The 25,272-nt window shown below is 61.2% G+C and carries 25 protein-coding genes; 15 read left to right on the top strand and 10 right to left on the bottom strand.

Features of this window, described 5'->3' with window-relative positions:
- Positions 1-112: 112 nt before the first annotated feature.
- Positions 113-796, bottom strand: a complete 684-nt coding sequence (locus tag AU074_RS06975) for a DNA-3-methyladenine glycosylase (RefSeq protein WP_076014093.1) — start codon at positions 794-796, stop codon at positions 113-115.
- A 176-nt stretch (positions 797-972) separates the two neighbouring features.
- On the opposite strand from AU074_RS06975, the gene AU074_RS06970 reads away from it, so the two are divergent.
- The 13 genes from AU074_RS06970 to AU074_RS06910 all read left to right on the top strand — a co-directional run bounded on the left by AU074_RS06970 (position 973) and on the right by AU074_RS06910 (position 13,504).
- Positions 973-2,238: a glutamate-5-semialdehyde dehydrogenase gene (locus AU074_RS06970; RefSeq protein WP_076014092.1), complete on the top strand. Its 1,266-nt coding sequence runs from the start codon at positions 973-975 to the stop codon at positions 2,236-2,238.
- Positions 2,238-2,882 (top strand): nicotinate-nucleotide adenylyltransferase, encoded by a 645-nt coding sequence (gene nadD, locus AU074_RS06965; protein ID WP_003215431.1) that lies wholly within the window; start codon positions 2,238-2,240, stop codon positions 2,880-2,882. Before AU074_RS06970 ends, nadD begins: the two co-directional genes overlap by 1 nt.
- A gap of 69 nt (positions 2,883-2,951) precedes the next feature.
- On the top strand, positions 2,952-3,446 hold the full coding sequence (gene rsfS / locus AU074_RS06960; protein ID WP_003215432.1) for a ribosome silencing factor: 495 nt from the start codon (positions 2,952-2,954) through the stop codon (positions 3,444-3,446).
- Between the two features lie 9 nt (positions 3,447-3,455).
- On the top strand, positions 3,456-3,923 hold the full coding sequence (rlmH, locus tag AU074_RS06955) for a 23S rRNA (pseudouridine(1915)-N(3))-methyltransferase RlmH (protein WP_003185785.1): 468 nt from the start codon (positions 3,456-3,458) through the stop codon (positions 3,921-3,923).
- Positions 3,924-3,938: 15 nt separating this feature from the next.
- Positions 3,939-5,837, top strand: a complete 1,899-nt coding sequence (gene mrdA / locus AU074_RS06950) for a penicillin-binding protein 2 (RefSeq protein WP_076014091.1) — start codon at positions 3,939-3,941, stop codon at positions 5,835-5,837.
- Positions 5,838-5,868: 31 nt separating this feature from the next.
- Positions 5,869-6,972, top strand: a complete 1,104-nt coding sequence (gene rodA / locus AU074_RS06945) for a rod shape-determining protein RodA (protein WP_050543221.1) — start codon at positions 5,869-5,871, stop codon at positions 6,970-6,972.
- 17 nt (positions 6,973-6,989) lie between these two features.
- Entirely contained in the window at positions 6,990-8,003 is a 1,014-nt protein-coding gene (gene mltB / locus AU074_RS06940; protein ID WP_076014090.1) for a lytic murein transglycosylase B, read from the top strand.
- On the top strand, positions 8,003-9,001 hold the full coding sequence (locus AU074_RS06935) for a septal ring lytic transglycosylase RlpA family protein (RefSeq protein ID WP_076014089.1): 999 nt from the start codon (positions 8,003-8,005) through the stop codon (positions 8,999-9,001). Before mltB ends, AU074_RS06935 begins: the two co-directional genes overlap by 1 nt.
- 185 nt (positions 9,002-9,186) lie before the next feature.
- Complete coding sequence (locus tag AU074_RS06930; RefSeq protein ID WP_076014088.1) at positions 9,187-10,344, top strand: D-alanyl-D-alanine carboxypeptidase family protein; 1,158 nt, start codon at positions 9,187-9,189, stop codon at positions 10,342-10,344.
- 84 nt (positions 10,345-10,428) lie between these two features.
- On the top strand, positions 10,429-10,704 hold the full coding sequence (locus tag AU074_RS06925; RefSeq protein ID WP_076014087.1) for a DUF493 domain-containing protein: 276 nt from the start codon (positions 10,429-10,431) through the stop codon (positions 10,702-10,704).
- A complete protein-coding gene (gene lipB, locus AU074_RS06920; protein WP_003215439.1) occupies positions 10,704-11,351 on the top strand; it encodes a lipoyl(octanoyl) transferase LipB in 648 nt (215 codons plus the stop codon). Before AU074_RS06925 ends, lipB begins: the two co-directional genes overlap by 1 nt.
- A gap of 2 nt (positions 11,352-11,353) precedes the next feature.
- On the top strand, positions 11,354-12,373 hold the full coding sequence (gene lipA / locus AU074_RS06915) for a lipoyl synthase (RefSeq protein WP_003215441.1): 1,020 nt from the start codon (positions 11,354-11,356) through the stop codon (positions 12,371-12,373).
- 195 nt (positions 12,374-12,568) lie between these two features.
- A complete protein-coding gene (locus tag AU074_RS06910; RefSeq protein ID WP_076014086.1) occupies positions 12,569-13,504 on the top strand; it encodes an LD-carboxypeptidase in 936 nt (311 codons plus the stop codon).
- Positions 13,505-13,637: 133 nt separating this feature from the next.
- Here AU074_RS06910 and AU074_RS06905 read toward each other — a convergent pair whose 3' ends face one another.
- From AU074_RS06905 to leuS, 5 genes are all read right to left on the bottom strand, one after another.
- On the bottom strand, positions 13,638-14,963 hold the full coding sequence (locus AU074_RS06905) for a lytic murein transglycosylase (protein ID WP_076014085.1): 1,326 nt from the start codon (positions 14,961-14,963) through the stop codon (positions 13,638-13,640).
- Positions 14,964-15,024: 61 nt separating this feature from the next.
- Entirely contained in the window at positions 15,025-15,189 is a 165-nt protein-coding gene (gene arfA, locus AU074_RS06900) for an alternative ribosome rescue factor ArfA (protein ID WP_003176285.1), read from the bottom strand.
- Positions 15,190-15,273: 84 nt separating this feature from the next.
- Positions 15,274-16,311 (bottom strand): DNA polymerase III subunit delta, encoded by a 1,038-nt coding sequence (holA, locus tag AU074_RS06895; protein WP_076014084.1) that lies wholly within the window; start codon positions 16,309-16,311, stop codon positions 15,274-15,276.
- A 39-nt stretch (positions 16,312-16,350) separates the two neighbouring features.
- Positions 16,351-16,956: an LPS assembly lipoprotein LptE gene (gene lptE, locus AU074_RS06890; protein ID WP_076014083.1), complete on the bottom strand. Its 606-nt coding sequence runs from the start codon at positions 16,954-16,956 to the stop codon at positions 16,351-16,353.
- Positions 16,957-17,046: 90 nt separating this feature from the next.
- On the bottom strand, positions 17,047-19,653 hold the full coding sequence (leuS, locus tag AU074_RS06885; protein WP_076014082.1) for a leucine--tRNA ligase: 2,607 nt from the start codon (positions 19,651-19,653) through the stop codon (positions 17,047-17,049).
- Positions 19,654-19,914: 261 nt separating this feature from the next.
- Here leuS and AU074_RS06880 point away from each other — a divergent pair, with 261 nt between their 5' ends.
- Together AU074_RS06880 and AU074_RS06875 are read left to right on the top strand one after the other, a co-directional pair.
- Entirely contained in the window at positions 19,915-20,232 is a 318-nt protein-coding gene (locus AU074_RS06880; protein ID WP_076014081.1) for a hypothetical protein, read from the top strand.
- Between the two features lie 99 nt (positions 20,233-20,331).
- Complete coding sequence (locus AU074_RS06875) at positions 20,332-21,093, top strand: YdcF family protein (RefSeq protein WP_076014080.1); 762 nt, start codon at positions 20,332-20,334, stop codon at positions 21,091-21,093.
- A 120-nt stretch (positions 21,094-21,213) separates the two neighbouring features.
- On the opposite strand, the gene lnt is transcribed toward AU074_RS06875, so the two are convergent.
- Genes lnt through AU074_RS06855 form a run of 4 tightly spaced genes read right to left on the bottom strand, consistent with a single transcriptional unit; the run spans position 21,214 to position 25,080 of the window.
- Positions 21,214-22,737: an apolipoprotein N-acyltransferase gene (gene lnt / locus AU074_RS06870; protein WP_076014079.1), complete on the bottom strand. Its 1,524-nt coding sequence runs from the start codon at positions 22,735-22,737 to the stop codon at positions 21,214-21,216.
- A gap of 8 nt (positions 22,738-22,745) precedes the next feature.
- Positions 22,746-23,585: an HlyC/CorC family transporter gene (locus AU074_RS06865; RefSeq protein WP_003215451.1), complete on the bottom strand. Its 840-nt coding sequence runs from the start codon at positions 23,583-23,585 to the stop codon at positions 22,746-22,748.
- Between the two features lie 27 nt (positions 23,586-23,612).
- On the bottom strand, positions 23,613-24,086 hold the full coding sequence (ybeY, locus tag AU074_RS06860) for an rRNA maturation RNase YbeY (RefSeq protein WP_076014078.1): 474 nt from the start codon (positions 24,084-24,086) through the stop codon (positions 23,613-23,615).
- Complete coding sequence (locus AU074_RS06855) at positions 24,079-25,080, bottom strand: PhoH family protein (RefSeq protein WP_076014077.1); 1,002 nt, start codon at positions 25,078-25,080, stop codon at positions 24,079-24,081. Before AU074_RS06855 ends, ybeY begins: the two co-directional genes overlap by 8 nt.
- Positions 25,081-25,272 lie beyond the last annotated feature (192 nt).

Raw genomic sequence — 25,272 nt, 5'->3', positions numbered from 1 at the left:
GTAGGAGCGAGCTTGCTCGCGAAGGTCGTTAACGATAACGCGGGCTTTCTGGTATAGCGCGGCGCTCTCGGGTTCTTCGCGAGCAAGCTCGCTCCTACAGGGGGCTAGCGTTTCAAATCAAAAAATAGTCGCGGCCTTCGACCTGGCCCCGGCGCAGCGGGTTCCGTGTGCAATACGGCGCATAACCGGCATCCACGAAGCGGTACATCAGGTGTTCATCGCGCCCGCCGGGGATGCCCAGTCGGGTGGTCTGGATGATCTGCGCCGGCGCAAGCCCCACGTCTTCCACGTAGAGCAACTCCTGGTCAAAGCGTTTGGCATCCCACATCGGCACCTTCAAACCCAGCGCCTTGCACAGCAAGGTCTGGCCGGCACACAGCTTTTGCGAGGGGCGCGGCTTGCCGCTGGCGTCCGGGTTGTTCAGCAGCATCTGCGCCAGGCTGGCCGGGCCGGACACTTCGTCGACCCACGGATAGGCCGATTTGATCAACACCGCATTGCCTGGGCCGTGGGCGCTGAAGTTCAGCGAATCGCCGCCACGGGCGTAGTACATATAGATGTGGCCGCCATCCAGAAACAAAGCCTTACGCTTTTCTGTGTAGCCGAGGGACGCGTGGCTGCCTTTTTCGGCGAGGTAATAGGCTTCGGTTTCGATAATTCGCGCCGACAGCCACAAATCACCGACACGGTGGCGAATGACTTTTCCCAGCAATTCGCGCGCGAGCAGTTGCGCGTCACGGTCGAAAAAGCCGTCGGGCAGGGCATTGGCGGGGATCAATGGCGAAAAACTGGACATGGCGATCAAAGGTAATACGGCTAAATGTGACAGGATGATAACAACTCCAGCCTTAATTCCCGCTGAACGTCGGGTTTTTACAGCTCATTTCGACCATCCGCCCCTCACCGCTGTCCGTGGGACGGCGTCACAGCTATAATCTGCCGCTTTCCTCTTTGCCAAGACCCCACCAGACCATGACTGAGTCCGTTCTTGACTACATGACCCGCCTGGGTCGCGCTGCCCGTCAGGCCTCGCGGTTGATCGCCCGTGCGAGCACGGCGCAGAAGAACCGCGCCTTGCTGGCGGCTGCCGACGCTCTGGATGCTTCGCGCTCCGAGCTGACCGCCGCCAACGAGCAAGACCTGGCCAACGGCCGGGCAAATGGTCTGGAGCCTGCCTTGCTGGATCGCCTGGCGCTGACGCCGGAACGCATTGACGACATGATCGAAGGTTTGCGTCAGGTGGCCAAGCTGCCTGACCCCATCGGTGAAATCCGTGACATGCGCTACCTGCCATCGGGTATCCAGGTGGGCAAGATGCGCGTGCCCCTGGGCGTGATCGGCATCATCTATGAGTCGCGCCCGAACGTGACCATCGACGCCGCGAGCCTGTGCCTCAAGTCCGGCAACGCCACCATCCTGCGGGGCGGTTCCGAGGCCATCAATTCCAATCGTGCCATCGCCGCGTGCATTCAGCAGGGCCTGGCCGTGGCCGAACTGCCGGCCGAAGTGGTGCAAGTGGTCGAGACCACTGACCGCGCTGCCGTTGGTGCGCTGATCACCATGCCTGAATTCGTCGACGTGATCGTGCCGCGTGGTGGCAAGAGCCTGATCGAGCGCGTGAGCCGTGATGCCAAGGTGCCGGTCATCAAGCACCTGGACGGCGTCTGCCACGTGTTCATCGACGTCGCCGCCGACCTCGACAAGGCGATCCGCATCGCCGATAACGCCAAGACCCACCGCTACGCCCCGTGCAACACCATGGAAACCCTGTTGGTGCACGCCGGCATTGCCGATCGCGTGCTGCCGCCGCTGGCTGCCATCTACCGTGACAAGGGCGTTGAACTGCGTGGCTGCGAGCGTACCCGGGCGATCCTCGGCAGCGACGTGATCGAAGCCACCGAGCAAGACTGGTACACCGAATACACGGCGCCGATCCTGTCGATCCGCATCGTCGACGACCTGGACCAGGCCATCGAACACATCAACCAATACGGCTCCAAGCACACCGACGCCATCGTCACCGAGCATTTCAGCGACGCCCGGCGTTTCCTCAACGAAGTGGATTCCGCTTCGGTGATGGTCAACGCCTCGACGCGTTTTGCCGACGGCTTCGAGTATGGCCTGGGGGCGGAGATCGGTATCTCCACCGACAAGCTCCACGCACGCGGCCCGGTTGGCCTGGAAGGGCTGACCAGCGAGAAGTACGTGGTGTTCGGTGACGGACATGTGCGCACTTGATGGGTAAACGCATCGGGCTGCTCGGCGGCACCTTCGACCCTGTGCATATCGGCCATTTGCGCAGTGCACTGGAAGTCGCGGACGCCCTCGGGCTGGATGAGCTGCGCCTGGCACCGAATGCCCGGCCGCCCCATCGCGACACGCCGCAGGTGTCTGCGCAGCAGCGCCTGGAGATGGTCCGCCTGGCGGTGGCCGGCATCGCACCGCTGGTGGTGGACGACCGCGAACTCAAACGCGACAAACCGTCCTACACTGTCGACACCCTGGAACTGATGCGGGCCGAGTTGGCCGCGGATGACCAGTTATTTCTACTTTTGGGCTGGGACGCGTTTTGCGGCCTGCCCACTTGGCACCGCTGGGAAGAGTTGCTCCAGCATTGCCACATCCTGGTGCTGCAACGCCCGGATGCCGACGCAGAATCGCCGGATGCCTTGCGCAACCTGCTGGCAGCGCGGTCGGTAAGTGACCCTTTGGCCCTGACCGGGCCGAGCGGGAATATTGCATTCGTCTGGCAAACCCCGCTTGCGGTGTCTGCCACCCAGATCCGTCAACTGCTGGCCAGCGGGAAGTCGGTACGTTTCCTGGTGCCTGACGCGGTCCTGGCCTACATCGATGCGCACGGGCTTTACCGTGCGTCGAACTGAAAAGGCGCGCTTGAACGCACGAACACTCGTGCAGCGAGCGCCCGAACATACGAGCAAAACGAGTTTTATATGACGAACAAAGACGTAAGCAAAGTTAAGCGCAAAGGCACGTTCAAGAGCGCTCCTCTGCCAGTAGAAGCCCACACCGGCCCTGAGCTGGCCGGCGAAGAGCTGGTCAAGGTTGCCGTGGCTGCCCTGGAAGACGTGAAGGCCCAGGACATTCAAGTCCTGGACGTGCGCGACAAGCAGAGCATCACCGACTTCATGATCATCGCCACCGGTACCTCCAACCGCCAGATCGGCGCGATGCTGGACAAGGTTCGCGAAGCGGTCAAAGCCCAGGGCGTCAAGCCATTGGGTGAAGAAGGCAAGGGCGACAGCGACTGGGTACTGTTGGACATGGACGACGTGATCGTTCACATGATGACCAGCAACGCCCGTCAGTTCTACGACCTGGAGCGTCTGTGGAAAGGCGCCGAGCAGAGCCGTGCCGCTGATGGCAAGCACCACAGCCCTGAAGTTGGCCACGCGCACTTCGACAAGCTCAACAAAGACCAGGAATAAGGAACGGCTGTGCGCCTGCGTCTGATCGCTGTCGGTTCACGCATGCCCAAGTGGGTGGAAGAAGGCTGGCATGAATATGCCAAGCGCCTGCCATCCGAATTGGCGCTGGAACTGGTGGAAATACCGCTCAACACTCGGGGCAAAAATGCCGACGTGGCCCGCTTTATCCGTCAGGAAGGCGAAGCCATGTTGGCCAAGGTCGGGCCCAACGAGCGGATCGTGACCCTCGAAGTGCACGGCAAGCCCTGGAGCACCGAGCAGTTGGCGGTGGAGCTGGATCGCTGGCGCCTGGATTCGCGCACGGTCAACTTCATGGTCGGCGGCCCCGAGGGGCTGGCGCCGGAAGTGTGCGCGCGGGCGGACCAGCGCTGGTCGCTGTCGCCCCTGACACTGCCGCACCCGTTGGTAAGAATCCTGATCGGTGAACAGCTGTATCGCGCCTGGACAGTTCTGTCCGGGCACCCTTACCACAAATAATCTGCGCCCTGCCTGATGACCCAGCCGATCCGCATCAAGGACCACGAGAAAGACGCACGTCTTGTACGCGCGCGGGTGGTGTTTGGCGCGATTTTGGTGGTGGTACTGCTGGGGGTGCTGATTGCGCGCCTGTATTTCCTGCAGGTGATCCAGTACGACTATCACTCCACGCTGTCGGAAAACAACCGGGTGCACGTGCAGCCGATTCCTCCGACCCGTGGGCTGATTTTCGACCGCAATGGCGTGGTGGTCGCGGATAACCGGCCCAGCTTCAGCCTGAGCATGACCCGCGAACGTTCCGGCGACTGGCAGCAGATCCTTGATGTGATCGTCGAGGTGCTGCAACTGACGCCGGAAGACCGGGTGATCTTCGAGAAACGCATGAAGCAGGGGCGCCGGCCGTTCGAGCCGGTGCCGATCCTGTTCGAGCTGACCGAAGAGCAGATCGCCCGGATCGCGGTGAACCAGTTCCGGTTGCCGGGTGTGGAAGTGGTGGCGCAATTGGTGCGGCATTACCCGCAAGGGGCGCACTTCGCGCATTCGGTCGGCTACATGGGCCGAATCAACGAGAAAGAGCTGAAGACCCTCGACCCGGTCAACTACAGCGGCACCCACCATATCGGCAAGACCGGCATCGAGCGTTTCTACGAGCCGGAACTGCACGGCCAGGTGGGTTACGAGGAAGTCGAGACCAACGCCCGTGGCCGCGTGCTGCGGGTGCTCAAGCGTACCGACCCGGTGCCCGGCAAGGACATCGTGCTGAGCCTGGACATCAAGTTGCAGGAAGCGGCGGAGATGGCCCTGGGCGGTCGCCGTGGTGCTGTGGTGGCGCTGGACCCGAGTACTGGCGAAGTGCTGGCGATGGTCAGCCAGCCAAGTTTTGACCCGAACCTGTTTGTCACCGGGATCAGCTTCAAGGCCTACGCCGAGCTGCGCGATTCCATTGACCGGCCGCTGTTTAACCGCGTGCTGCGCGGCCTGTATCCACCGGGCTCGACCATCAAGCCGGCAGTGGCAATTGCCGGCCTGGACTCTGGCGTGGTCACGGCGTCGAGCCGCGTGTTCGACCCCGGCTACTACATGCTGCCCAACTACGATCACAAATACCGTAACTGGAACCGCACCGGCGACGGATTTGTGGACCTGGACACGGCGATCATGCGTTCCAACGACACCTACTTCTATGACCTGGCCCACAAGCTGGGGATTGATCGGCTCTCGGCCTACATGGGCAAGTTCGGCCTCGGTCAGAAAGTCTCCCTGGACATGTTCGAAGAATCGCCGGGCCTGATGCCGTCCCGCGAGTGGAAGCGAGCAACCCGTCGGCAGGCGTGGTTCCCGGGCGAAACCCTGATCCTGGGGATCGGCCAGGGCTATATGCAGGCCACGCCGCTGCAACTGGCCCAGGCGACCGCGCTGGTGGCCAACAAGGGTGTGTGGAACCGTCCGCACCTGGCCAAGACCATCGAGGGCGAACGCCCGGTGGATGAAAACCCGATTCCCGATATCGTGCTGCGCGACCCGTCCGACTGGGCCAAGGTCAACCACGGCATGCAGCAAGTGATGCACGGCGCCCGGGGTACCGCGCGTAAAGCGGCAGCCGGCGCGCAATACCGGATTGCCGGCAAGAGCGGTACGGCCCAGGTGGTCGCGATCAAGCAGGGCGAGAAATACGACCGCTCCAAAGTTCAGGAGCGCCACCGTGACCACGCCTTGTTCGTCGGCTTTGCCCCGGCCGACAACCCGAAAATCGTTGTGGCAGTGATGGTCGAGAACGGCGAGTCCGGTTCCGGTGTGGCCGCTCCGGTGGTGCGTCAAATCATGGATGCCTGGCTGTTGACCGAAGACGGCAAGCTCAAGCCCGAATATGGCGGCACCCCTTCAAGCGTGGAGGCTACGGCCCGTGAAGAGTAATTTTGATCGCATCCTCTCCAGCGAGGATGTGATGCGCCGTCGTGCCACGTTGCTGCAGCGCATGCACATTGATGGCCCGTTGCTGATCCTGCTGCTGACCCTGGCGGCCGGCAGCCTGTTCGTTTTGTATTCAGCCAGTGGCAAAAACTGGGACCTGCTGATCAAGCAAGCGTCCTCGTTTGGCCTGGGCCTGTTGTCGATGGTGGTGATCGCCCAGCTGGAGCCGCGCTTCATGGCGCGCTGGGTGCCGCTGGGTTATGTCGCCGGTGTGTTGCTGCTGGTGGTGGTGGATGTCATGGGCCACAACGCCATGGGGGCGACCCGCTGGATCAACATCCCGGGGGTGATTCGCTTCCAGCCGTCGGAATTCATGAAGATCCTGATGCCGGCGACCATCGCTTGGTACCTGTCAAAACGCACATTGCCGCCCCAGCTCAAGCACGTGGGCATCAGCCTGATATTGATTGGCGTGCCGTTTATCCTGATCGTGCGCCAGCCCGACCTCGGCACCTCGTTGCTGATCCTCGCGGGCGGCGCGTTCGTGCTGTTCATGGGTGGCTTGCGCTGGCGCTGGATCCTCAGCGTGCTGGCCGCCGCCGTGCCGGTGGCCGTGGCCATGTGGTTCTTCTTCATGCACGACTATCAGAAGCAGCGAATCCTCACGTTCCTCGACCCGGAGAGCGATCCGCTGGGCACCGGCTGGAACATCATCCAGTCCAAGGCCGCCATCGGTTCCGGCGGTGTGTTCGGCAAGGGTTGGCTGTTGGGCACCCAGTCGCACCTGGACTTTTTGCCGGAAAGCCACACCGATTTTATTATCGCGGTGATGGGCGAGGAGTTCGGCCTGGTGGGCATCTGCGCACTGTTGCTGATTTACTTGCTGCTGATCGGCCGCGGCCTGGTGATTACCGCCCAGGCGCAAACGCTGTTCGGCAAATTGCTCGCCGGCAGCCTCACCATGACGTTTTTTGTTTACGTTTTCGTCAACATCGGTATGGTCAGTGGCCTGTTGCCGGTGGTTGGGGTGCCGTTGCCGTTCATTAGCTACGGCGGAACTTCGCTGGTGACATTGATGTCAGCGTTTGGGGTTTTGATGTCGATCCATACCCATCGTAAGTGGATCGCACAGGTTTGAATAAGGTGAAGATGTCAATGCAAGTAATGCGCGGCTGGGCGGCTCGGCACGTGTCCTGGATGGGCCTGTTGGGCCTGCTGGGAGCCGCTGTGCAGGAAGCGCAGGCCGGCGTCTACGACGGCTCGCCCCAGGTCGCCGAATTTGTCGGTGAGATGACCCGTGACTATGGTTTCGCCGGTGAACAGCTGATGGGCGTGTTCCGCGAGGCCCAACGCAAGCAGGCGATTCTCGACGCCATTTCCCGGCCCGCCGAACGCGTGAAGCAGTGGAAGGAATATCGCCCGATGTTCCTGACCGACGCCCGCGTGGCGCGTGGCGTGGACTTCTGGCGCCAGCACGAAGCCGTGCTGGCCCGCGCCGAGCAGGAATACGGGGTGCCGGCCCAAGTGATCGTGGCCATCATCGGCATCGAAACCTTTTACGGCCGCAACACCGGCAGCTACCGGGTGATCGACGCCTTGTCGACCCTGGGCTTCGATTACCCGCCGCGCGCCGAATTCTTCCGCAAAGAGCTGCGCGAGTTCCTATTGTTGGCCCGTGAAGAGCAGGTCGACCCGTTGACCCTCAAGGGCTCCTACGCCGGGGCCATGGGCTTGCCGCAGTTCATGCCGAGCAGCTTTCGCGCCTACGCCGTGGACTTTGACGGCGACGGCCATATCAATATCTGGAGCAACCCCGATGACGCCATCGGCAGCGTTGCCAGCTACTTCAAGCGTCATGGATGGGTAGCCGGCGAGCCGGTGGTGATCCGTGCCGATGTTACGGGCGATCGCGCCGACGAAGGCCTGACCCAGGGTATCGAGCCCGTCAAGACGGTTGGGGAGTTGCGGGCGCTGGGCTGGTCGAGTCAGAATGCGCCACGCGATGATATGCCGGTGACGGCGTTCCGCCTTGAAGGCGAGAACGGCCCGGAATATTGGATGGGCCTGAAGAATTTCTACGCAATCACGCGTTATAACCGCAGTGTGATGTACGCCATGGCCGTGCATCAGCTGTCAGACATGCTGGTCCAAGCACGGGGCGTCAAGTAATGCCGGTATCACCGATGTACAAACCCCTGAAGCTGGTGGCTTACGCCGCATTGTCATTATTGGTGGTCAGTTGCTCTACCAGCCGTGCACCGGTGCAAAAAGCCAGTGGCACTGCCGTCCGCTCCCAACCTGGGCTGGACATCAACCGCGCCCACAAAGACGGCGCGCCGTGGTGGGATGTGGATGTGTCGAAGATCCCGGATGCCACGCCGACCCTGCACACCGGCCCTTACAAGGCCAACCCCTACACCGTATTGGGCAAAAACTACTTCCCGCTGCAAGAATCGAAGACCTACGTGCAATCGGGTACGGCGTCCTGGTACGGGACCAAGTTCCATGGCCAGAACACCGCCAACGGCGAAGTGTATGACCTCTACGGCATGAGCGCGGCGCACAAGACCCTGCCGCTGCCTAGCTATGTACGCGTGACCAACCTGGACAACAACCGCACGGTGATCCTGCGGGTCAATGACCGTGGGCCGTTCTATTCGGACCGGATCATCGACTTGTCCTACGCTGCCGCGAAGAAACTCGGGTATGCCGAAATCGGTACGGCACGCGTGAAGGTTGAAGGTATCGACCCGGCCCAGTACTGGGCCCAGCGTGGCAAGCCGGCGCCGTTGATGCTTAACGAGCCGCAAACCCAGCAACCGCAAGTGACCGCGTCGACAGGCAAAATCGAACAGTGGACGCCGCCGCCGGCGCAACATGCTCCGGACACGGTCGTCGTACCGCGTGCAGCTCCGGGGGCTTCTACCGTGGGCGGGCAGTACTTGCAAGTCGGCGCTTTCGCCAACCCCGACGCGGCAGAGCTGTTAAGGTCCAAGCTCAGCGGGATGGTCAACGCGCCGGTCTTTATCAGCTCTATTGTGCGTAACCAGCAGACCCTGCACCGTGTGCGCATGGGCCCTATCGGCTCGCCGAGCGAGGTTGCGCAAGTGCAGAACAGCGTGCGCCTGGCCAACCTGGGGCAACCCAGCGTGGTCACCGCCGAATAAGCGATACAAAGGATTGATGGTTCAGGCTCGCATGCGGGTTTGAACCCTGGTTGTTGGCTCGTTGAACAATAAAAACCCAGGGGCAAGGGGTGGGCGTACAACCGAACACGCGACAGTCTGGCGACGGGCTGTCTGAATAGTTTTGCCCGCGAGGGCAAGTTTCCATAAGCAATTTCGAGAGACGGATGAACATCACCACCTTAGCCAAACGCACGTGCCTGCTTCTTTCGCTGATCATCACCCCGGCCGCCTGGGCGGTTGAAATGGTGCCGGCTTCCCCGCAACTGGCTGCCAAGGCCTGGGTCCTCATGGATGCCGCCAGCGGCAACGTGCTGGTGGAGAACAACGGTGACCAGCGCCTGCCCCCAGCCAGCCTGACCAAGCTGATGACCGCCTACATCGCGACCCTGGAAATCCGTCGCGGCCAGATCGGTGAAAACGATCCAGTGACCGTCAGCGAAAACGCCTGGCGCACCGGCGGTTCGCGGATGTTCATCAAGGTCGGTTCGCAGGTGACTGTCAGCGACCTGCTGCACGGCATCATCATCCAGTCCGGTAACGACGCCAGCGTAGCCCTGGCCGAGCACATCGCCGGCAGCGAAGACGCGTTCGCCGACATGATGAACAAAACCGTGGCCGACCTGGGCATGACCAACAGCCACTTCATGAACCCGACCGGCCTGCCGAACCCGGAGCACTACTCGTCGGCTCACGACATGGCGATCCTGGCGCGCGCGATCATTCGTGTCGACCCGGTGCACTACGCGATCTACTCCCAGAAAGAGTTCTTCTGGAACAACATCAAGCAGCCTAACCGCAACCTGTTGCTGTGGCGTGACAAGACCGTCGATGGTCTGAAAACCGGTCACACCGAAGAAGCCGGCTACTGCATGGTGTCGTCCGCTGTCCGTGACGGCCAGCGCCTGATTGCCGTGGTGTTCGGTACCAACAGCGAGCAGGCCCGTGCGGCCGAGACACAGAAGCTGCTGACCTATGGCTTCCGTTTCTTCGAAACTCAGACCTTCTACCAGAAAGGCACCGAGCTGGCTCAAGCCCCTGTATGGAAAGGCGCAACCCATCAAGTCAAGGCCGGCCTGGCTGAAGACCTGACCCTGACCATGCCTAAAGGCCAGCTCAAGAAGCTGGTTGCCAGCATGACCATGAACCCGCAACTGGTCGCACCGATCGCCAAGGGCGATGTCATCGGTAAAGTCGAAGTGAAGCTGGACGACAAGGTGGTGCACAGCGCCGACCTGATCGCTCTGGACGCCGTCGACGAAGGTGGTATCTTCCGACGCGTGTGGGATAGCATCCGTCTATTCTTCTACGGCTTGTTCAACTGATAGTGTGCACCTGCAAAGCCCCGCGTTGATCTGACGCGGGGCTTTGCCGTCGCCACGGCTTACCGCTTACGAGGCTGTTCTGCCATGACCGATAAAGAAGTACAGGCGCCAAAGATCGAGTTCCCTCAAAAGGACTATCCGATCAAAGTGATCAGCGATACTGGCGTGGGCCGCAAAGACGCGGTGATTGCCATCGTGTTGAAGCACGCCGAGATCAATCTTGATAAGACCATTGATCGTCAAAGCAGCACAGGTAAGTACACCACGACCCAGCTGTATATCCTGGCGACCGATCAAGACCAGCTCTACAACATCAACAGCGAACTGCGGGCTACCGGCTTCGTGCACATGGTGTTGTGATGTCACAGACCCTGGGCTTTCGCGAGCTCGGCCAAATGGCATACGAGCCGGTGTGGCACGCCATGCAGCGGTTCACCAACGAGCGCGGCACCGAAGCCCCGGATGAGATCTGGCTGGTCGAGCACCCGCCGGTTTTCACCCAGGGCCAGGCCGGCAAGGCCGAGCATTTGCTGCTGCCGGGAGAAATCCCGGTGGTGCAGGTCGACCGCGGCGGGCAGGTGACTTACCATGGCCCAGGCCAATTGGTGGCTTATCTGTTGCTGGACGTGCGCAGGCTGGGTTTTGGCGTGCGGGAGTTGGTCAGTCGCATGGAGTCATGCCTGATCGAACTGTTGGCCAGCTACGGTGTGACCGCGGCGGCCAAGCCGGATGCACCGGGGGTTTACGTCGATGGCGCGAAAATCGCCTCCCTGGGCCTGCGGATTCGCCACGGCTGTTCCTTTCATGGTCTGGCCTTGAATGTGGACATGGACCTGGCGCCGTTTCGACGGATCAATCCCTGCGGTTACGCCGGTTTGGCGATGACCCAGTTGAGCGATCACGCAACACCACTAGAATTTGCCGAGGTAAGTGCCCGGCTGCGCGCGCAGCTCGTCAAACACCTCGACTATGCTGAGCAGACGACCCTAACGGGCGGAATCGACTGATTATGACTACTGATGCAGTGCAAACCATGATCCCGACGCTGGATGTTACCGAGCGTCCGGCCCCGCGTGCCAAGGTAGAAGCCGGCGTCAAGCTGCGCGGCGCCGAGAAGGTTGCACGCATCCCGGTCAAGATCATTCCGACCACCGAACTGCCGAAAAAGCCTGACTGGATTCGCGTGCGTATCCCGGTTTCGCCGGAAGTCGACCGCATCAAGGCCCTGCTGCGCAAACACAAGCTGCATAGCGTGTGCGAAGAAGCGTCCTGCCCGAACCTGGGCGAGTGCTTCTCCGGTGGCACCGCGACTTTCATGATCATGGGTGACATCTGCACCCGTCGTTGCCCGTTCTGCGACGTTGGCCACGGCCGGCCGAAGCCACTGGACGTCAACGAGCCGGAAAGCCTGGCCATCGCCATCGCCGACCTCAAACTCAAGTACGTCGTGATCACCTCGGTAGACCGTGACGACCTGCGCGACGGCGGTGCCCAGCACTTTGCCGACTGCATCCGCGAGATCCGCAAGCTGTCGCCGAACGTGATGCTCGAAACCCTGGTCCCGGACTACCGTGGCCGTATGGACGTAGCGCTGGAAATCACCGCTGCCGAGCCGCCGGATGTATTCAACCACAACCTGGAAACCGTACCGCGCCTGTACAAGGCTGCGCGTCCGGGTTCGGACTACCAGTGGTCGCTGACCCTGCTGCAGAAATTCAAGCAGATGATGCCGCACATTCCGACCAAATCCGGCCTGATGCTGGGCCTGGGCGAAACCGACGAAGAAGTGATCGAAGTCATGAAGCGCATGCGCGAACACGACATCGACATGCTGACCCTCGGCCAGTACCTGCAGCCATCCCGTAGCCACTTGCCGGTACAGCGCTTCGTGCACCCGGACGTGTTTGCCTGGTTTGCCGAAGAAGGCTACAAAATGGGCTTCAAGAACGTCGCTTCCGGCCCGCTGGTACGTTCCTCGTACCACGCCGACGAGCAGGCGAAACTGGTCAAGGCCAGCCTGGTCTCGTAAGCCGCGCCCTCACTGTAGGAGCGAGCTTGCTCGCGAAGCACTCAAGAGCACCGCGCGCATCCAGGATGCGCGCGTTATCGTTTACGACCTTCGCGAGCAAGCTCGCTCCTACAGGTTGCGGTTAAGTCATCCTCTTCTGTTTGCAACCATTGCTGTTTAGAGTGCCTTGGGCAATCCACACGAGGAGCACCATGGATGACGACTCAATTGACCACTTGTGCGGTACCTGCGCTGCGCGCCGAAGGCGTGATCGGTCTGATTGCCCCTGCCGGGCCGGCCGAGCTGGATATCGACAAGGCCACGCAATGGATGCGCGCCCGGGGCTACACACTGCGGGTGTTCCCGGGTGTAGGGGAACGTGATGGCTACCTGGCCGGCAGTGATGACGTACGCCTGAATGACCTGCATGGGGCGTTCGCCGACCCGTCCATCGACGCGATTTTTTGCCTGCGCGGCGGCTATGGCACCCCACGCCTGCTGGACCGCCTGGACTTCGACCTGCTGCGGGCCAATCCCAAGCCATTTGTCGGCTACAGCGATATCACCGCCTTGCACCTGGCGATCAACCGCTATGCCGGTTTCGTCACCTTCCACGGGCCGATGTACAACGCTGACCTGTTAGGTGAGAAGCAACAACCTACCGAGTCGTCGCTGTTCAGCATGCTGCGCGGGCAAGTGAAGGCCGGTAGCCAGTTGACCCACCCGGTGGCCTACCCATTGACCACCGTTGAGCCAGGCATCGCCTGCGGGCGCTTGCTGGGCGGTAATCTTTCGATGATCGCGGCGGTGATGGGCACGGCGTACGAGATTGATGCCGAGGACATCATTCTGTTTATCGAAGACATTAACGAGCCGCTGTACCGAATCGACCGTCTGCTCACGCATTTGCGCCTGGCCGGCAAGTTGGCTCAGGTGGCGGGTGTGGTGGTGGGGGATGTGGCAGGGGTTGATAACCTCGCGCTTGAGCGCTTGCTGAAACAGACGTTCGAGCCGTTGTGCATTCCTGTGCTGTCCGGCTGGCGCAGCGGGCACTGCAACCCGAACCTGACCTTGCCGATGGGCGCGAGGGTGCGGCTGGATGCGGGGGAGAGGCGGTTGGTGTTGGAGCAGGATGTGGTGTTTAAGGCCTGACCCTTGTATTGCCGCTGAAGGCCTCTTCGCGAGCAAGCCCGCTCCCACATTTTGACCGTGTACTTCCTGAAGGAATGCGATCGAAATGTGGGAGCGGGCTTGCTCGCGAATGCGGTAGTCGCCATGCGCCGATCTATCGGCTTTGCAGCGACTCCAGCAACTTCACCGTCGGATAACCATCCGCCGGCCAGCCCAGCGACTGCTGCGCTGCACGAATCGCCTTGCGGGTGTTGGCGCCGATGATCCCGTCCGGGTTGCCGGCATCGTAACCCTGGGCGCTGAGTGCTGTTTGCAAATCAATCCGTTGTGAACGGCTCAACGGCAGCTCATCTTTCGGCCAGCTCCCACGAATCACGCCACCGCCACCGAACCGTTCCGACAGCAAACCAACCGCCAACGCATAGGACGACGAGTTGTTGTACTTGAGGATCGCGCGGAAGTTATCCAGCACCAGGAACGCCGGGCCACGATAGCCGGCGGGCAGCAGCAGGGCGGCAGAAAGCTGGTCCACATTGGCCGGCACGCTGGCGCCAGGCGGCACCTGGATCCCGAGCTTCAGCCATTCGCCAACGGTCTTGCGCACGCTGCCGTCGGCCAGGGCATAATCGAAGTTCAACGGCAGTTGCTGCACCTCAAAACCCCACGGCTGGCCTTTCTGCCAGCCGGAGCTTTGCAGGTAGTGCGCGGTGGAGGCGAGGGCGTCGGCCGGGCTGTTCCAGATATCGCGGCGACCGTCGCCGTCGAAGTCCACGGCGTGGGTGTTGTAGGTGGTCGGGATGAACTGGGTCTGGCCCATGGCGCCGGCCCAGGAGCCTTTCATCTGGTCAGCCGCGATGTCGCCATGCTGGATGATTTGCAGCGCCGCCAGCAGTTGGGCGTGGGCGAACGCCGGGCGACGGCCTTCATACGCCAGGGTCGCCAGGGAGCGGATCACCGAATTGTTGCCCTGGAACTGGCCGAAGTTACTCTCCATGCCCCACACCGAGACCAGCGCCTGGCGGTCGACGCCATAACGATCTTCGATGCGTTGCAGAATGTCGGCGTATTTCACCAGCAGTGCCTGGCCATTACGTACACGCAGCGGCGACAGGGCGCCGTCGAGGTATTCCCACACCGGGCGGGAAAACTCCGGCTGGCTGCGGTCGGCACGAATCACCGCCATGTCGGGTACGACATTGGCAAAGGCCGTGTCGAAAACCTGTGGCGTGATACCTGCCTTCAGGGCTTCTACGCGAAAGCCTGCCTGCCATTCGGCAAAGGTCTGGGTCGGCTGGATATCAAGGTTGTCCACCGCCAGTGGCGCAACGACGGCAGGTGCGGCTACCGGTGCAGTCTGGAGCGGGGGCAGGGGTTGAGCATCGGCGGCGGTGGGTTTTTCCGCGCAGGCGACTAACAGAATGAGGCTGGAGGCAGCGATCAGTTGGCGAAGGTGCCAACGACGGGAAAGACTAGAGGGCATGCACAGGTCCAGGGAGTACGAATCAGGTACAGACCTTATCATGCCAGAGGGGCGCTTGCCTTCAGGCAGCCAGAAAGTAAGAAGCCTCCCAGCTATTAGACTGGAAGGCTTCGCGGCGGTAGCTGCCTTTGCCTTTGCCGGCTCGTTCCTGGCGACTGCGGAACAACGGCTGGGCGATGATGGATTTGGCCTTGTTGGGGCCATGCTTGGATGGCTTTTTGCTCATGATGGGTACTCTTTGGCGGGTTGATGATGCGGTGCGAATCATCGGCCGAAGTTTGCATTCTGTCCAGCCCAGCGAGTCGTAGGACTATTCAGCAGGCAGCGCCAAGCGCTGTCCTGACATCAAAAGTGACAAACGACTCAAGCTCATCCAGGGCGATCCAGCCGCCTGGCCCTTGATCTGCGCGTCAATGCGCTGGGCCTCGAGCAGCAATTGCGCCCAGCGTTGCGCCGAGTGCCGTTGCAGGGCTTTGCTGATCAGCGGTTTGCGCTTGTCCCACACCGGTGGCCGGGCCTGGCTGAAAGCCTTGTCCAGCGGGATGCCCTGGCTGTATTGCAGGGCAATATTGGCCAGCAGGCGTAATTCCCGGGCCAGGGCCCAGAGAATCACCGGGGGCTCGACGCCTTCGCCGCGCAGCCCTTCGAGCATGCGCAAGGCGTGGGCGGGTTCGCCGTTGAGGATCGCGTCCACCAGGCCAAATACGTCAAAGCGCGCGCTGTCAGCCACGGCGCCTTGTACGGTTTCGACGGTGATCTGGCCGCCTTCAGCCATCAGCTTGAGCTTTTCGATTTCCTGGGCGGCCGCCAACAGGTTGCCTTCCACCCGCGCAGCGATCAGCTCCACCGCGTCCTGGCTGGCAGTCAGCCCGGATTGCGACAGGCGCTGACGAATCCACTGCGGCAGCTGGCTGCTGTCCACTGGCCAGATCTGTATGAACTGCGTCTGGCCGCCTTCCACCAGCGCCTTGCCCCACTTGGTCTTTTGCGCGCTGCCATCAAGCTTGGGCAGGCTGATCAGCAGCAGCGTGTCTTCGGCAGGGCGTGCGCAGTATTCCATCAATGCTGCCGCGCCTTTATCGCCGGGCTTGCCCGAAGGCAGGCGCAGTTCCAGCAGGCGTTTTTCGGCGAACAGCGACATGCTCGCCCCGGCTTGCAGCAGCGTGCCCCAGTCGAAACTGGCGTCGGCGCTGAATACCTGGCGTTCATCGAAGCCCTGCTGGCGGGCGGCCGTGCGAATCGCGTCCGCAGCCTCCTGGCACAGCAGCGGGTCATCACCGCTGACGATGTAGGCGGGCGCGAGGTTGCCTTGCAGGTGCTTGGCGAGTTGGGCGGGGGCAAGTTTCATAGGCAGGGCGAACGGGGCGCCTGGGGCGCCCCGTCTGGCTTACTCGGCAGGAACTTCAACAGGCGACTGTTTAGGCTGGCTGTTTTCATACTCTTGCGCAGCTTTCAGTGCATCGGCATCTGCCTTGGCTTTGTTGTCTGCCGTTTGCTGCAGTTGATCCAGTTTCTCCGGGGTGATCTGTTGCAGGCGCAGAACCATGCGCTGCACAAGTTCACGACGCATTTCCTTGCGCACCTGGATGGTTTCGGAATCCGAACCCACAAGGTTGTTGCCGTCGTGGCTCACGACTTTCTGTACCTGGATCTTGTCGCCCATCAGCGGCAGGTTGTCATGGCCCTGGATTTCGTAGAAGAGCGTGGTGCTCAGCTCAATGTCCGAAGCACGCCCGGCACTGGCGTAGCTGAGGTTGCGCTGCTCTTCTTTTTCATCCGCCAGGTTCAGTTTATAAGCCGCGCCTGTATAGACTTTGACGCCACTGTTTTCCAGGACCTGGCGCAGCTGTTGCACCGTTTCTCCGTAGGAGTTGCGTGCGGTGACGTCCAGTTCCTTGAGCGTCAGGTCGGTGGTGCCGGTGCCGCGCAGCTGGAAGCCGCAAGCGCTCAGTAGCACGGCAAGGCCCATAACCAGCAGATTGCGTTTGATCATTTTGATGCTCCCCTTGAAACCATGTGGGCCTTATCGAGGCCCTGGAGGTTTTGTTCGGCGCCAGGGTTATGCCCCTGGCGCCCGATCCGATTAGCTAGCGACGATATTGACCAGTTTGCCGGGCACCACGATCACTTTGCGGATCGTCAGGCCTTCGGTGAAGCGCAGCACGTTCTCATTGGCACGGGCGGCGGCTTCGACTTCTTCACGAGTGGCGCTGGCAGGCATGTCGATCTGGCCACGCAGCTTGCCGTTGACCTGAATCACCAGTTGCAGCGTGTCCTGTACCAGGGCGCTGTCATCCTGTACTGGCCAGGCGGCATCGATGACTGCACCGCTGTGGCCCAAGCGGCTCCACAGGTCGTGGCTGATGTGTGGCGTGATCGGAGCCAGCAGCAGGGTGACCGTCTCGAGGCCTTCCTGTACCAGCGCGCGGTCTTGTTCGGTGGCCTGCGGGGCTTTTTCCAGCACGTTCATCAGCGTCATCACCTGGGCGATGGCAGTGTTGAATTTATGGTGCTGGCCCACGTCCTGGCTGGCGTGCTTGATGGCCAGGTGGGTGCTGCGGCGAATGGCTTTTTGCTCATCGCTCAAGGCTGCCACGTCCAGTTTGCCCGGCAAGCCCTGGCTGACATGAGCGTGCGCCAGGCGCCAGACGCGTTTGAGGAAACGGTGCGAACCCTCTACGCCGGAGTCGGACCATTCCGCGCTCATGTCGGGCGGCGAGGCGAACATCATGAACAGGCGGCAGGTGTCTGCGCCGAACTGGTCGATCATCGACTGTGGGTCGACGCCGTTGTTCTTCGACTTGGCCATCTTCTCAGTGCCGCCGATTTCCACCGGCAGGCCGTCGGAGATCAACTTGGCACTGATCACCTTGGCCTTGCTGTCACGCACCAACTCGACGTCCGCCGGGTTGAACCAGGTGTAGGCGCCATTGGCTTCGCGACGGTAGTAAGTTTCAGCAATCACCATGCCTTGGGTCAGCAGGTTCTTGAACGGCTCGTCGGAGCTCACCAGGCCTTCGTCACGCATCAGCTTGTGGAAGAAGCGCGCGTACAGCAGGTGAAGGATGGCGTGTTCGATACCGCCGATGTACTGGTCCACCGGCAACCAGTGGTCGGCCGCGGATTTTTCCACCAGGCCGCCTTCATAGTGCGGCGAGGCGTAGCGGGCGTAGTACCACGAGGACTCCACGAAGGTGTCCATGGTGTCGGTTTCACGCTTGGCCGGTGCGCCGCAGTTCGGGCAGGTGCACTCGTAGAATTCAGGCATGCGCGCCAAGGGCGAGCCAGCGCCGTCCGGTACTACATCTTCCGGGAGTACGACGGGCAGTTGGTCTTCCGGCACCGGCACATCACCGCAGGTTTCGCAGTGGATGATCGGGATCGGGCAGCCCCAATAGCGTTGGCGGCTGATGCCCCAGTCACGCAGGCGGAACTGGGTGCGCGAGGCACCGAGGTTTTTCTTGATCAGCGCGACTTCGATAGCGTCGAACGCGCCTTCGAAATCCAGGCCGTCGAACTCACCGGAATTGATCAGGGTGCCGTGCTCGCCGTAGGCGTCTTGCCACGGGGCCGGGTTGGTGTCGCCGGAACTGGTGCGCACCACGGACTTGATGGGCAGGTTGTACTTGGTGGCGAATTCGAAATCGCGCTCGTCGTGGGCTGGCACAGCCATTACCGCGCCATCGCCGTAGTGCATCAGCACGTAGTTGGCGACCCACACCGGTAGCTTCTCGCCGGTCAGCGGGTGCTCGACGAACAACGAGGTCGGCAGGCCTTTTTTCTCTTGGGTGGCGACGTCGGCTTCGGCGACGCTGCCGCCTTTGCATTCGGCGATGAACGCCTGCAGCTCAGGGTTGTTCTGTGCAGCCTGGGTGGCCAGCGGGTGTTCAGCGGCCACGGCGACGTAGGTCGCGCCCAGCAGGGTGTCCGGACGGGTAGTGAAGACTTTCAGTACGCCTTCTGCGCCGATGGAGTCGACGTTGTAGGGGAACTGCACTTCCATGCCCTTGGACTTGCCGATCCAGTTGCGCTGCATGGTCTTGACCTGCTCGGGCCAGCCAGGCAAATCGTCGAGGCTCGACAAGAGCTCATCCGCGTAGGCGGTGATCTTGAAGTAGTACATCGGGATTTCGCGCTTTTCGATCAGTGCGCCGGAGCGCCAGCCGCGGCCGTCGATCACTTGTTCGTTGGCCAGTACGGTCTGGTCCACCGGGTCCCAGTTCACGGTGCCGCTCTTCTTGTAGATCACGCCTTTTTCGAACAGGCGAGTGAACAGCCATTGTTCCCAGCGGTAGTAATCAGGCTTGCAGGTGGTCACCTCGCGGGACCAGTCCACCGCCAGGCCCAGGCTGCGCAGCTGGGTCTTCATGTAGGCGATGTTTTCGTAGGTCCATTTGGCGGGCGCTACGTTGTTCTTCATCGCGGCGTTTTCCGCCGGCATGCCGAAGGCGTCCCAACCCATGGGTTGCAGGACGTTCTTGCCCAGCATGCGCTGGTAGCGGGAAATGACGTCGCCGATGGTGTAGTTGCGCACATGCCCCATGTGTAGCTTGCCGCTGGGGTAAGGGAACATCGACAGGCAATAGAAAGTCTCCTTGCCTGGCTGTTCACTGACTTCAAAGGACTTTTGCTCATCCCAGAACGACTGGGCGGCATTTTCTATTTCACGGGGCTGATATTGTTCGTGCATGGCTACTTTTGAACTGAATAGGGGTGGCCTAATCCTCTTCGGTGCAACGTTCAGGTTGATCGACACCAAAAAGCGGCGCGTCCGTGCCCAAACCCTGCGGGAAGTGGAGTTACAGGAAGCGCCGTAGCATACATGACCCCACTCTATCGAGGGAAACCCTGATTGCGCCGCCGAGGCCGTTGGTCGCGGCGTCAGGCAGGCAGGGCCAGCAGGACTACGCTGTTTAGTGGGGAGTGAGTCTTATCTTCAATGAGGTGAGGGATGGTTGATTCGCAGCGAACTTTAACGAAACCGCAGGTGTACGAAGGACTGATCGACCGTTTGGGTCGAGCACTGGATGCAGCAAAAACCGCTGGCCGATTGTGTGATGAGCGGCCTCTGGAGTTGGAACTGCGTGGCTTGAGCCAGGCAGAGCTGGACGTGATCAAGGTGTATCTGGCGTTAAATGAGCATCGCGCGCCCCATGGCATGGCCTCCCCGCCAGCCCAGGAGGTTTCGCGCTCGGCCAAGGTGGTATGGCTCAAGGATCTGTCGGCCGGTCGCGGCCCGGAAAAACTTCGGTCCGTGCGTTTTAAGTGAAGTACCGCTTTATCTGTAGCCTTCTCAAAATCTGTTCTTGTAAAGATTGTCGCTAAACCTCGTTACACCTTAGGCTTCGGGCATCTTTGGAGATGCCCGATGCCTATTCGTTATTTCATTAAACAATTGCTGTTGCCGCCCGGCATTCTGTTGCTGTTGCTGGCGCTTGCCTGGTGGTTTCGTCGCAGCCGGCCACGACTGGCAGCGGTGTGCTTTGCCCTGGGGTTTGGCGGGATGTGGTTGATGAGCCTGCCGGTGGCGGTGCAGTGGGGGGCAAAGGCGCTGGAGAGCGAGCCGCCGTTGGCCCGGGACGAATGGGCAACCCTGGCGCAGCGGGCTGATGCCATCGTGGTGTTGGGCTCCGGGCGTGAGCGTGGGGATCCGGCGTGGGGCTCCGATCAGCCGACGGGAATCGGGCTTGAGCGGCAGCGTTACGCGGCGAGATTGGCCAAGGCTTCGGGTTTGCCGGTGCTGACCAGCGGTGGCTTGCACTACGGCACGCCGCCGAGCGAGGCGGAGTTGATGGCGGTGTCGATGCAGGATGACTTCGGTGTGAGTGTACGCTGGAAGGAAGAGCGCAGCCGTACCACCTGGGAAAACGCTCAGATGAGCGCCGAGATTTTGTTACCGCAGGGGATCAAGCGTGTGGTCGTCGTAACCCAGGCTTGGCACATGCCGCGCTCGCGTTGGAGTTTCGAAAAGGCCGGGTTTACGGTGGTTCCGGCGCCGGTGGGTTTTCTCGGTTTAGACAATGCCCGGCCTCTGGGTGGCTGGATGCCGGAGTTCAAGTCGGTTTGGCAGAGCGGGCAGTTGCTGAATGAAGCGGTGGGGCAGGTGGGCTACCGGATGTTTTACAGGTAATACCGCAGGGCAAATGTGGGAGCGGGCTTGCTCGCGAATGCAGTGTGTCAGTCACAGGTGCATTACCCGACAGACCGCATTCGCGAGCAAGCCCGCTCCCACATTGTCCGAGTATTTCTATTAAACCGTTTTCGACATCCGGCCCGCCAACAGCGCCCAGCCAAACAGGCCGAGGCACAGGATGATCAACGGCCACGAGCGCCATTCCAGATACGGCGTGAGGTTGTGCATCGGCACCACCTCGCCGTAGAGAATCCCGCGCTCAAACTGCGGGATCTGCACGGTGATCTGCCCGTACGGGTTGATCAGGCCGGTGACGCCATTGTTGGTGGCGCGAATCATCCAGCGACCCGCTTCCAGGGCGCGCATCTGGGCCATCTGCAAATGCTGCAGCGGGCCGATGGAGCGGCCGAACCAGGTGTCGTTGCTGATGGTCAGCAACAAATCGCTACGGGCTGACAAGCTGGCGGCGAACTCCGGGTACACCACTTCATAGCAAATGAACGGCGCAATCTGATAGCCCTTGGCTTGCAGCAAAGCCTGGTCGGATGGCCCGCGGGCGAAGTCCGACATCGGCAGGTCAAAGAACGCGATCAGGCCGCGCAACATGTCCTGCAGCGGCACGTACTCGCCAAACGGCACCAGCTTCTGCTTCAGGTAGGTACCGTCGCCTTCGCCCACCACCGTGATGCCATTGAAGAAGCGCTTCTGGTGGTGCACTTCCTGGCGGATCGGTACGCCGGTGATCAGCGCGGTGTGCCGGTCCGCGGCGAACTTGCCCATCATGCCCAAGTAACCCTCGACAGATTCCTTGAGCACCGGCACGGCGGTTTCCGGCCATACCAGCAGGTCGACAGGCTTGGAGCTGAAGCTCATGTCGCGGTACAGCGCGAGCTGCGCATTCAACTGCTCGGGGTCCCACTTCATGCTTTGTTCGACGTTGCCCTGGACGGCCGCCACGGTCAGCGGTGCGCCAGAAGGGCTTGTCCATGCGTGATGTTTGAGTGCCAGGCCGATGGCCCATGGCGCCACCAACAGCAGCAAGCCCGCACCGATGAACAGGTTGCGCTTAGCCGCCAGCAGACGCGGCAGGTTGCAGATCAGTGCGGCGGTCAGCGCCAGGGCAAAGGAAATCAGCCACATGCCACCCAGCGGCGCGAGGCCGGTGAGAGGGCCGTCGAGCTGGCTGTAACCGGAATAAAGCCATGGGAAACCGGTGAGGAACCAGCCGCGAAACGCTTCCTGGCCCACCCACAGTGCCGCGAAGGCCAGGGCATCGGCCAATGGCGCTTCATTGCGACGCAGCCAGCGCGCCCACAGCCAGGCGGGCAGGGCAAAGAACCAGGCAATTGCCGCCGTAAACGCCAGCATCAGCATGCCAGCCAGCAGCACTGAAGCGCCGCCAAAATGGTGGATGCTGTAGTAAATCCAGCTGGTACCGGCGCCAAACAGCCCAAAACCGAAACACCAGCCACGGCCCAAGGCCTGGCGTGGTGTTAGTTCACGCAATCCCGCATAAAAGAACCCGACCGCCACCAGCGCAAAAGGCCAAAGGTCGAACGGCGCCAGCGCCAGGGTAGTGATGGCGCCGGCCACCACGGCCAGCAAGTTACCGGGCCAGCCGGGTGCAATCATACGGCGCATGTCAGTCCTTAGCGGGCAATAGGTGTCAGGCGAATCAGATGGATCCTGCGGCTGTCGGCATTCAGGATGCGGAAGCGATAGGCGCCGATTTCCGTTGTCTCGTTACGCTTGGGCAGATGCCCGAACGCACTCATCACCAGGCCGCCAACCGTGTCGAATTCATCGTCGGAGAATTCGCTGTCGAAGAACTCGTTGAAGTTCTCGATCGGCGTCAGGGCCTTGACCAGGAAGTCACCGCTGGGCAGCGGCTTGATGTAGCTGTCTTCTTCCACATCGTGTTCGTCTTCGATGTCACCGACGATCTGTTCCAGCACGTCTTCGATCGTCACCAGGCCGGCCACACCGCCGTATTCGTCAATCACGATGGCCATGTGATTGTGGTTCGCACGAAATTCGCGCAGCAGCACATTCAGGCGCTTGGATTCGGGGACGAAAGTGGCAGGACGCAGCAGGTCCTTGATGTTGAAGCTGTCGCCGTTCTCCTTGAGGATCAGCGGCAGCAGGTCCTTGGCCAGAAGGACACCCATGACGTCGTCATGGCTTTCGCCGATCACCGGGTAGCGCGAGTGCGCCGAGTCGATGACGGCCGGGAGGAATTCCCGAGGGGTCTGGGTCGCCTTGATGCTGACCATCTGCGAGCGCGGGACCATGATGTCCCGCACCTGCAAGTCAGCGACCTGGATGGCGCCTTCGACGATGGCCAGCGCTTCGCTGTCCAGCAACTTGTTCTGATGTGCCTCGCGCAGCAGCTCCAGCAGCTCCTGGCGGTTTTTCGGCTCGTGGGCAAAGGCCTGGGTGAGTTTCCCCAGCCATGACTTTTGCCCGTTGCTCGATCGGTCTTCGCTCATAGCGATTACTCTAAATCCTTTGTTGTTTCAGTTAGGTGTAGTTTCAATTTCGTCATCTGCATACGGGTCGCGATGACCCAGTTCTGCAAGCAACGTTCGTTCCAGTGCTTCCATTTCTTCGGCTTCGTCATCGTCTATATGGTCGTAACCCAAGAGATGCAAGCAGCCGTGGATGACTAGATGAGCCCAATGGGCCTCAAGTTCCTTTCCTTGTTCCGCCGCTTCACGCTCGACCACTTCGACGCAGATCACCAGGTCGCCCAGTAATGGGATGTCCAGTAACTCATCGGGTACGTCAGCGGGAAACGACAGCACGTTGGTCGCGTAGTCTTTTTGTCGCCAGGTGTGATTCAGTTCACGGCCTTCGGGCTCGTCCACCAGGCGAATGGTCAGTTCCGAGTCGGCGGTACGCTGGCGCAGGGCCAGTGTGCACCATTGGCGAAACTGTTCTTCGCTGGGGGCAGGCGCTTCGGTGGCCAGCTGCAGGTCAAGCTCAAGCATCGCGGCGAGTGTCCTTGGCCGGTTGGTCGTCGCGGTGTTCGAAGCGCTCGTAGGCTTCGACAATGCGCTGCACCAGCGGGTGACGGACCACGTCTTTGGGCATGAAGTGCGTGAAGCTGATCCCTGGCACGTCCTTGAGCACGTCGATCACCTGGGCCAGGCCCGACTTGGTGCCTTTCGGCAGGTCGACCTGGGTGACGTCGCCGGTGATCACGGCCGTTGAGCCGAAGCCGATCCGGGTCAGGAACATCTTCATCTGCTCGACGGTGGTGTTCTGGCTTTCGTCGAGGATGATGAAGCTGTTGTTCAGCGTGCGGCCGCGCATGTAGGCCAGCGGGGCGATCTCGATCACTTGGCGCTCGATCAGCTTGGCCACGTATTCGAAGCCGAGCATCTCGTAGAGTGCGTCGTAGAGCGGGCGCAGGTACGGGTCGATCTTCTGGGCCAGGTCGCCGGGCAAAAAGCCCAGTTTCTCGCCGGCTTCCACCGCCGGGCGCACCAGCAGGATGCGTCGCACCTGCTCACGCTCCAGGGCGTCGACCGCACAGGCCACGGCCAGGTAGGTCTTGCCGGTACCGGCCGGGCCGATGCCGAAGTTGATGTCGTTACCCAGGATCTCTTTGACGTAGCGCTGCTGATTCAAGCCGCGAGGGCGAATCATGCCTTTCTTGGTGCGCAACGCGACGCTGGCTTCGGCTACCGGGTTATTCGCCAGGTCTTGCACCGCAGATTCCTGCAGGTACAGGTGCACCGTTTCCGGCGACAGCTCGCTACCTTTGGTTTCCCGGTAGAGGCGGCGCAGGAGGTTTTCTGCCGAGGTGGTGTGTTCGGGTTCACCAATAAGCTCGAATTGATTGCCGCGGTTGCGGATCTCGATGCTCAGGCGTTGTTCGATCAGGCGCAGATGCTCGTCGAACTGTCCGCACAGATTGGCGAAACGGCGAGCCTCAAAGGGCTCGAGGAGAAAACGATGTGGTTCTATGGGTGCGTTCAAGGTCGTTTTTAGCCGCCCTGGGGCAATTAAGATGAAATCAAGGATAACGCCAGCAGGCCGGGTGCGAAAGCACTTAAACGGAGCATCTTGGCTGACGGCGATTCTGTAGGAGCGAGCTTGCTCGCGAAAAACGTCAACGATACCGCTTGAAGCCTGAATATACGCGGTGCCCTCAGGTTTTTCGCGAGCAAG

The sequence above is a fragment of the Pseudomonas sp. ATCC PTA-122608 genome (assembly GCF_001952855.1).
Classification (GTDB): Bacteria; Pseudomonadota; Gammaproteobacteria; order Pseudomonadales; family Pseudomonadaceae; genus Aquipseudomonas.
The sequence above is the reverse complement of the archived record's forward strand: the minus strand, read 5'-3'. Positions and strand labels throughout refer to the sequence as shown.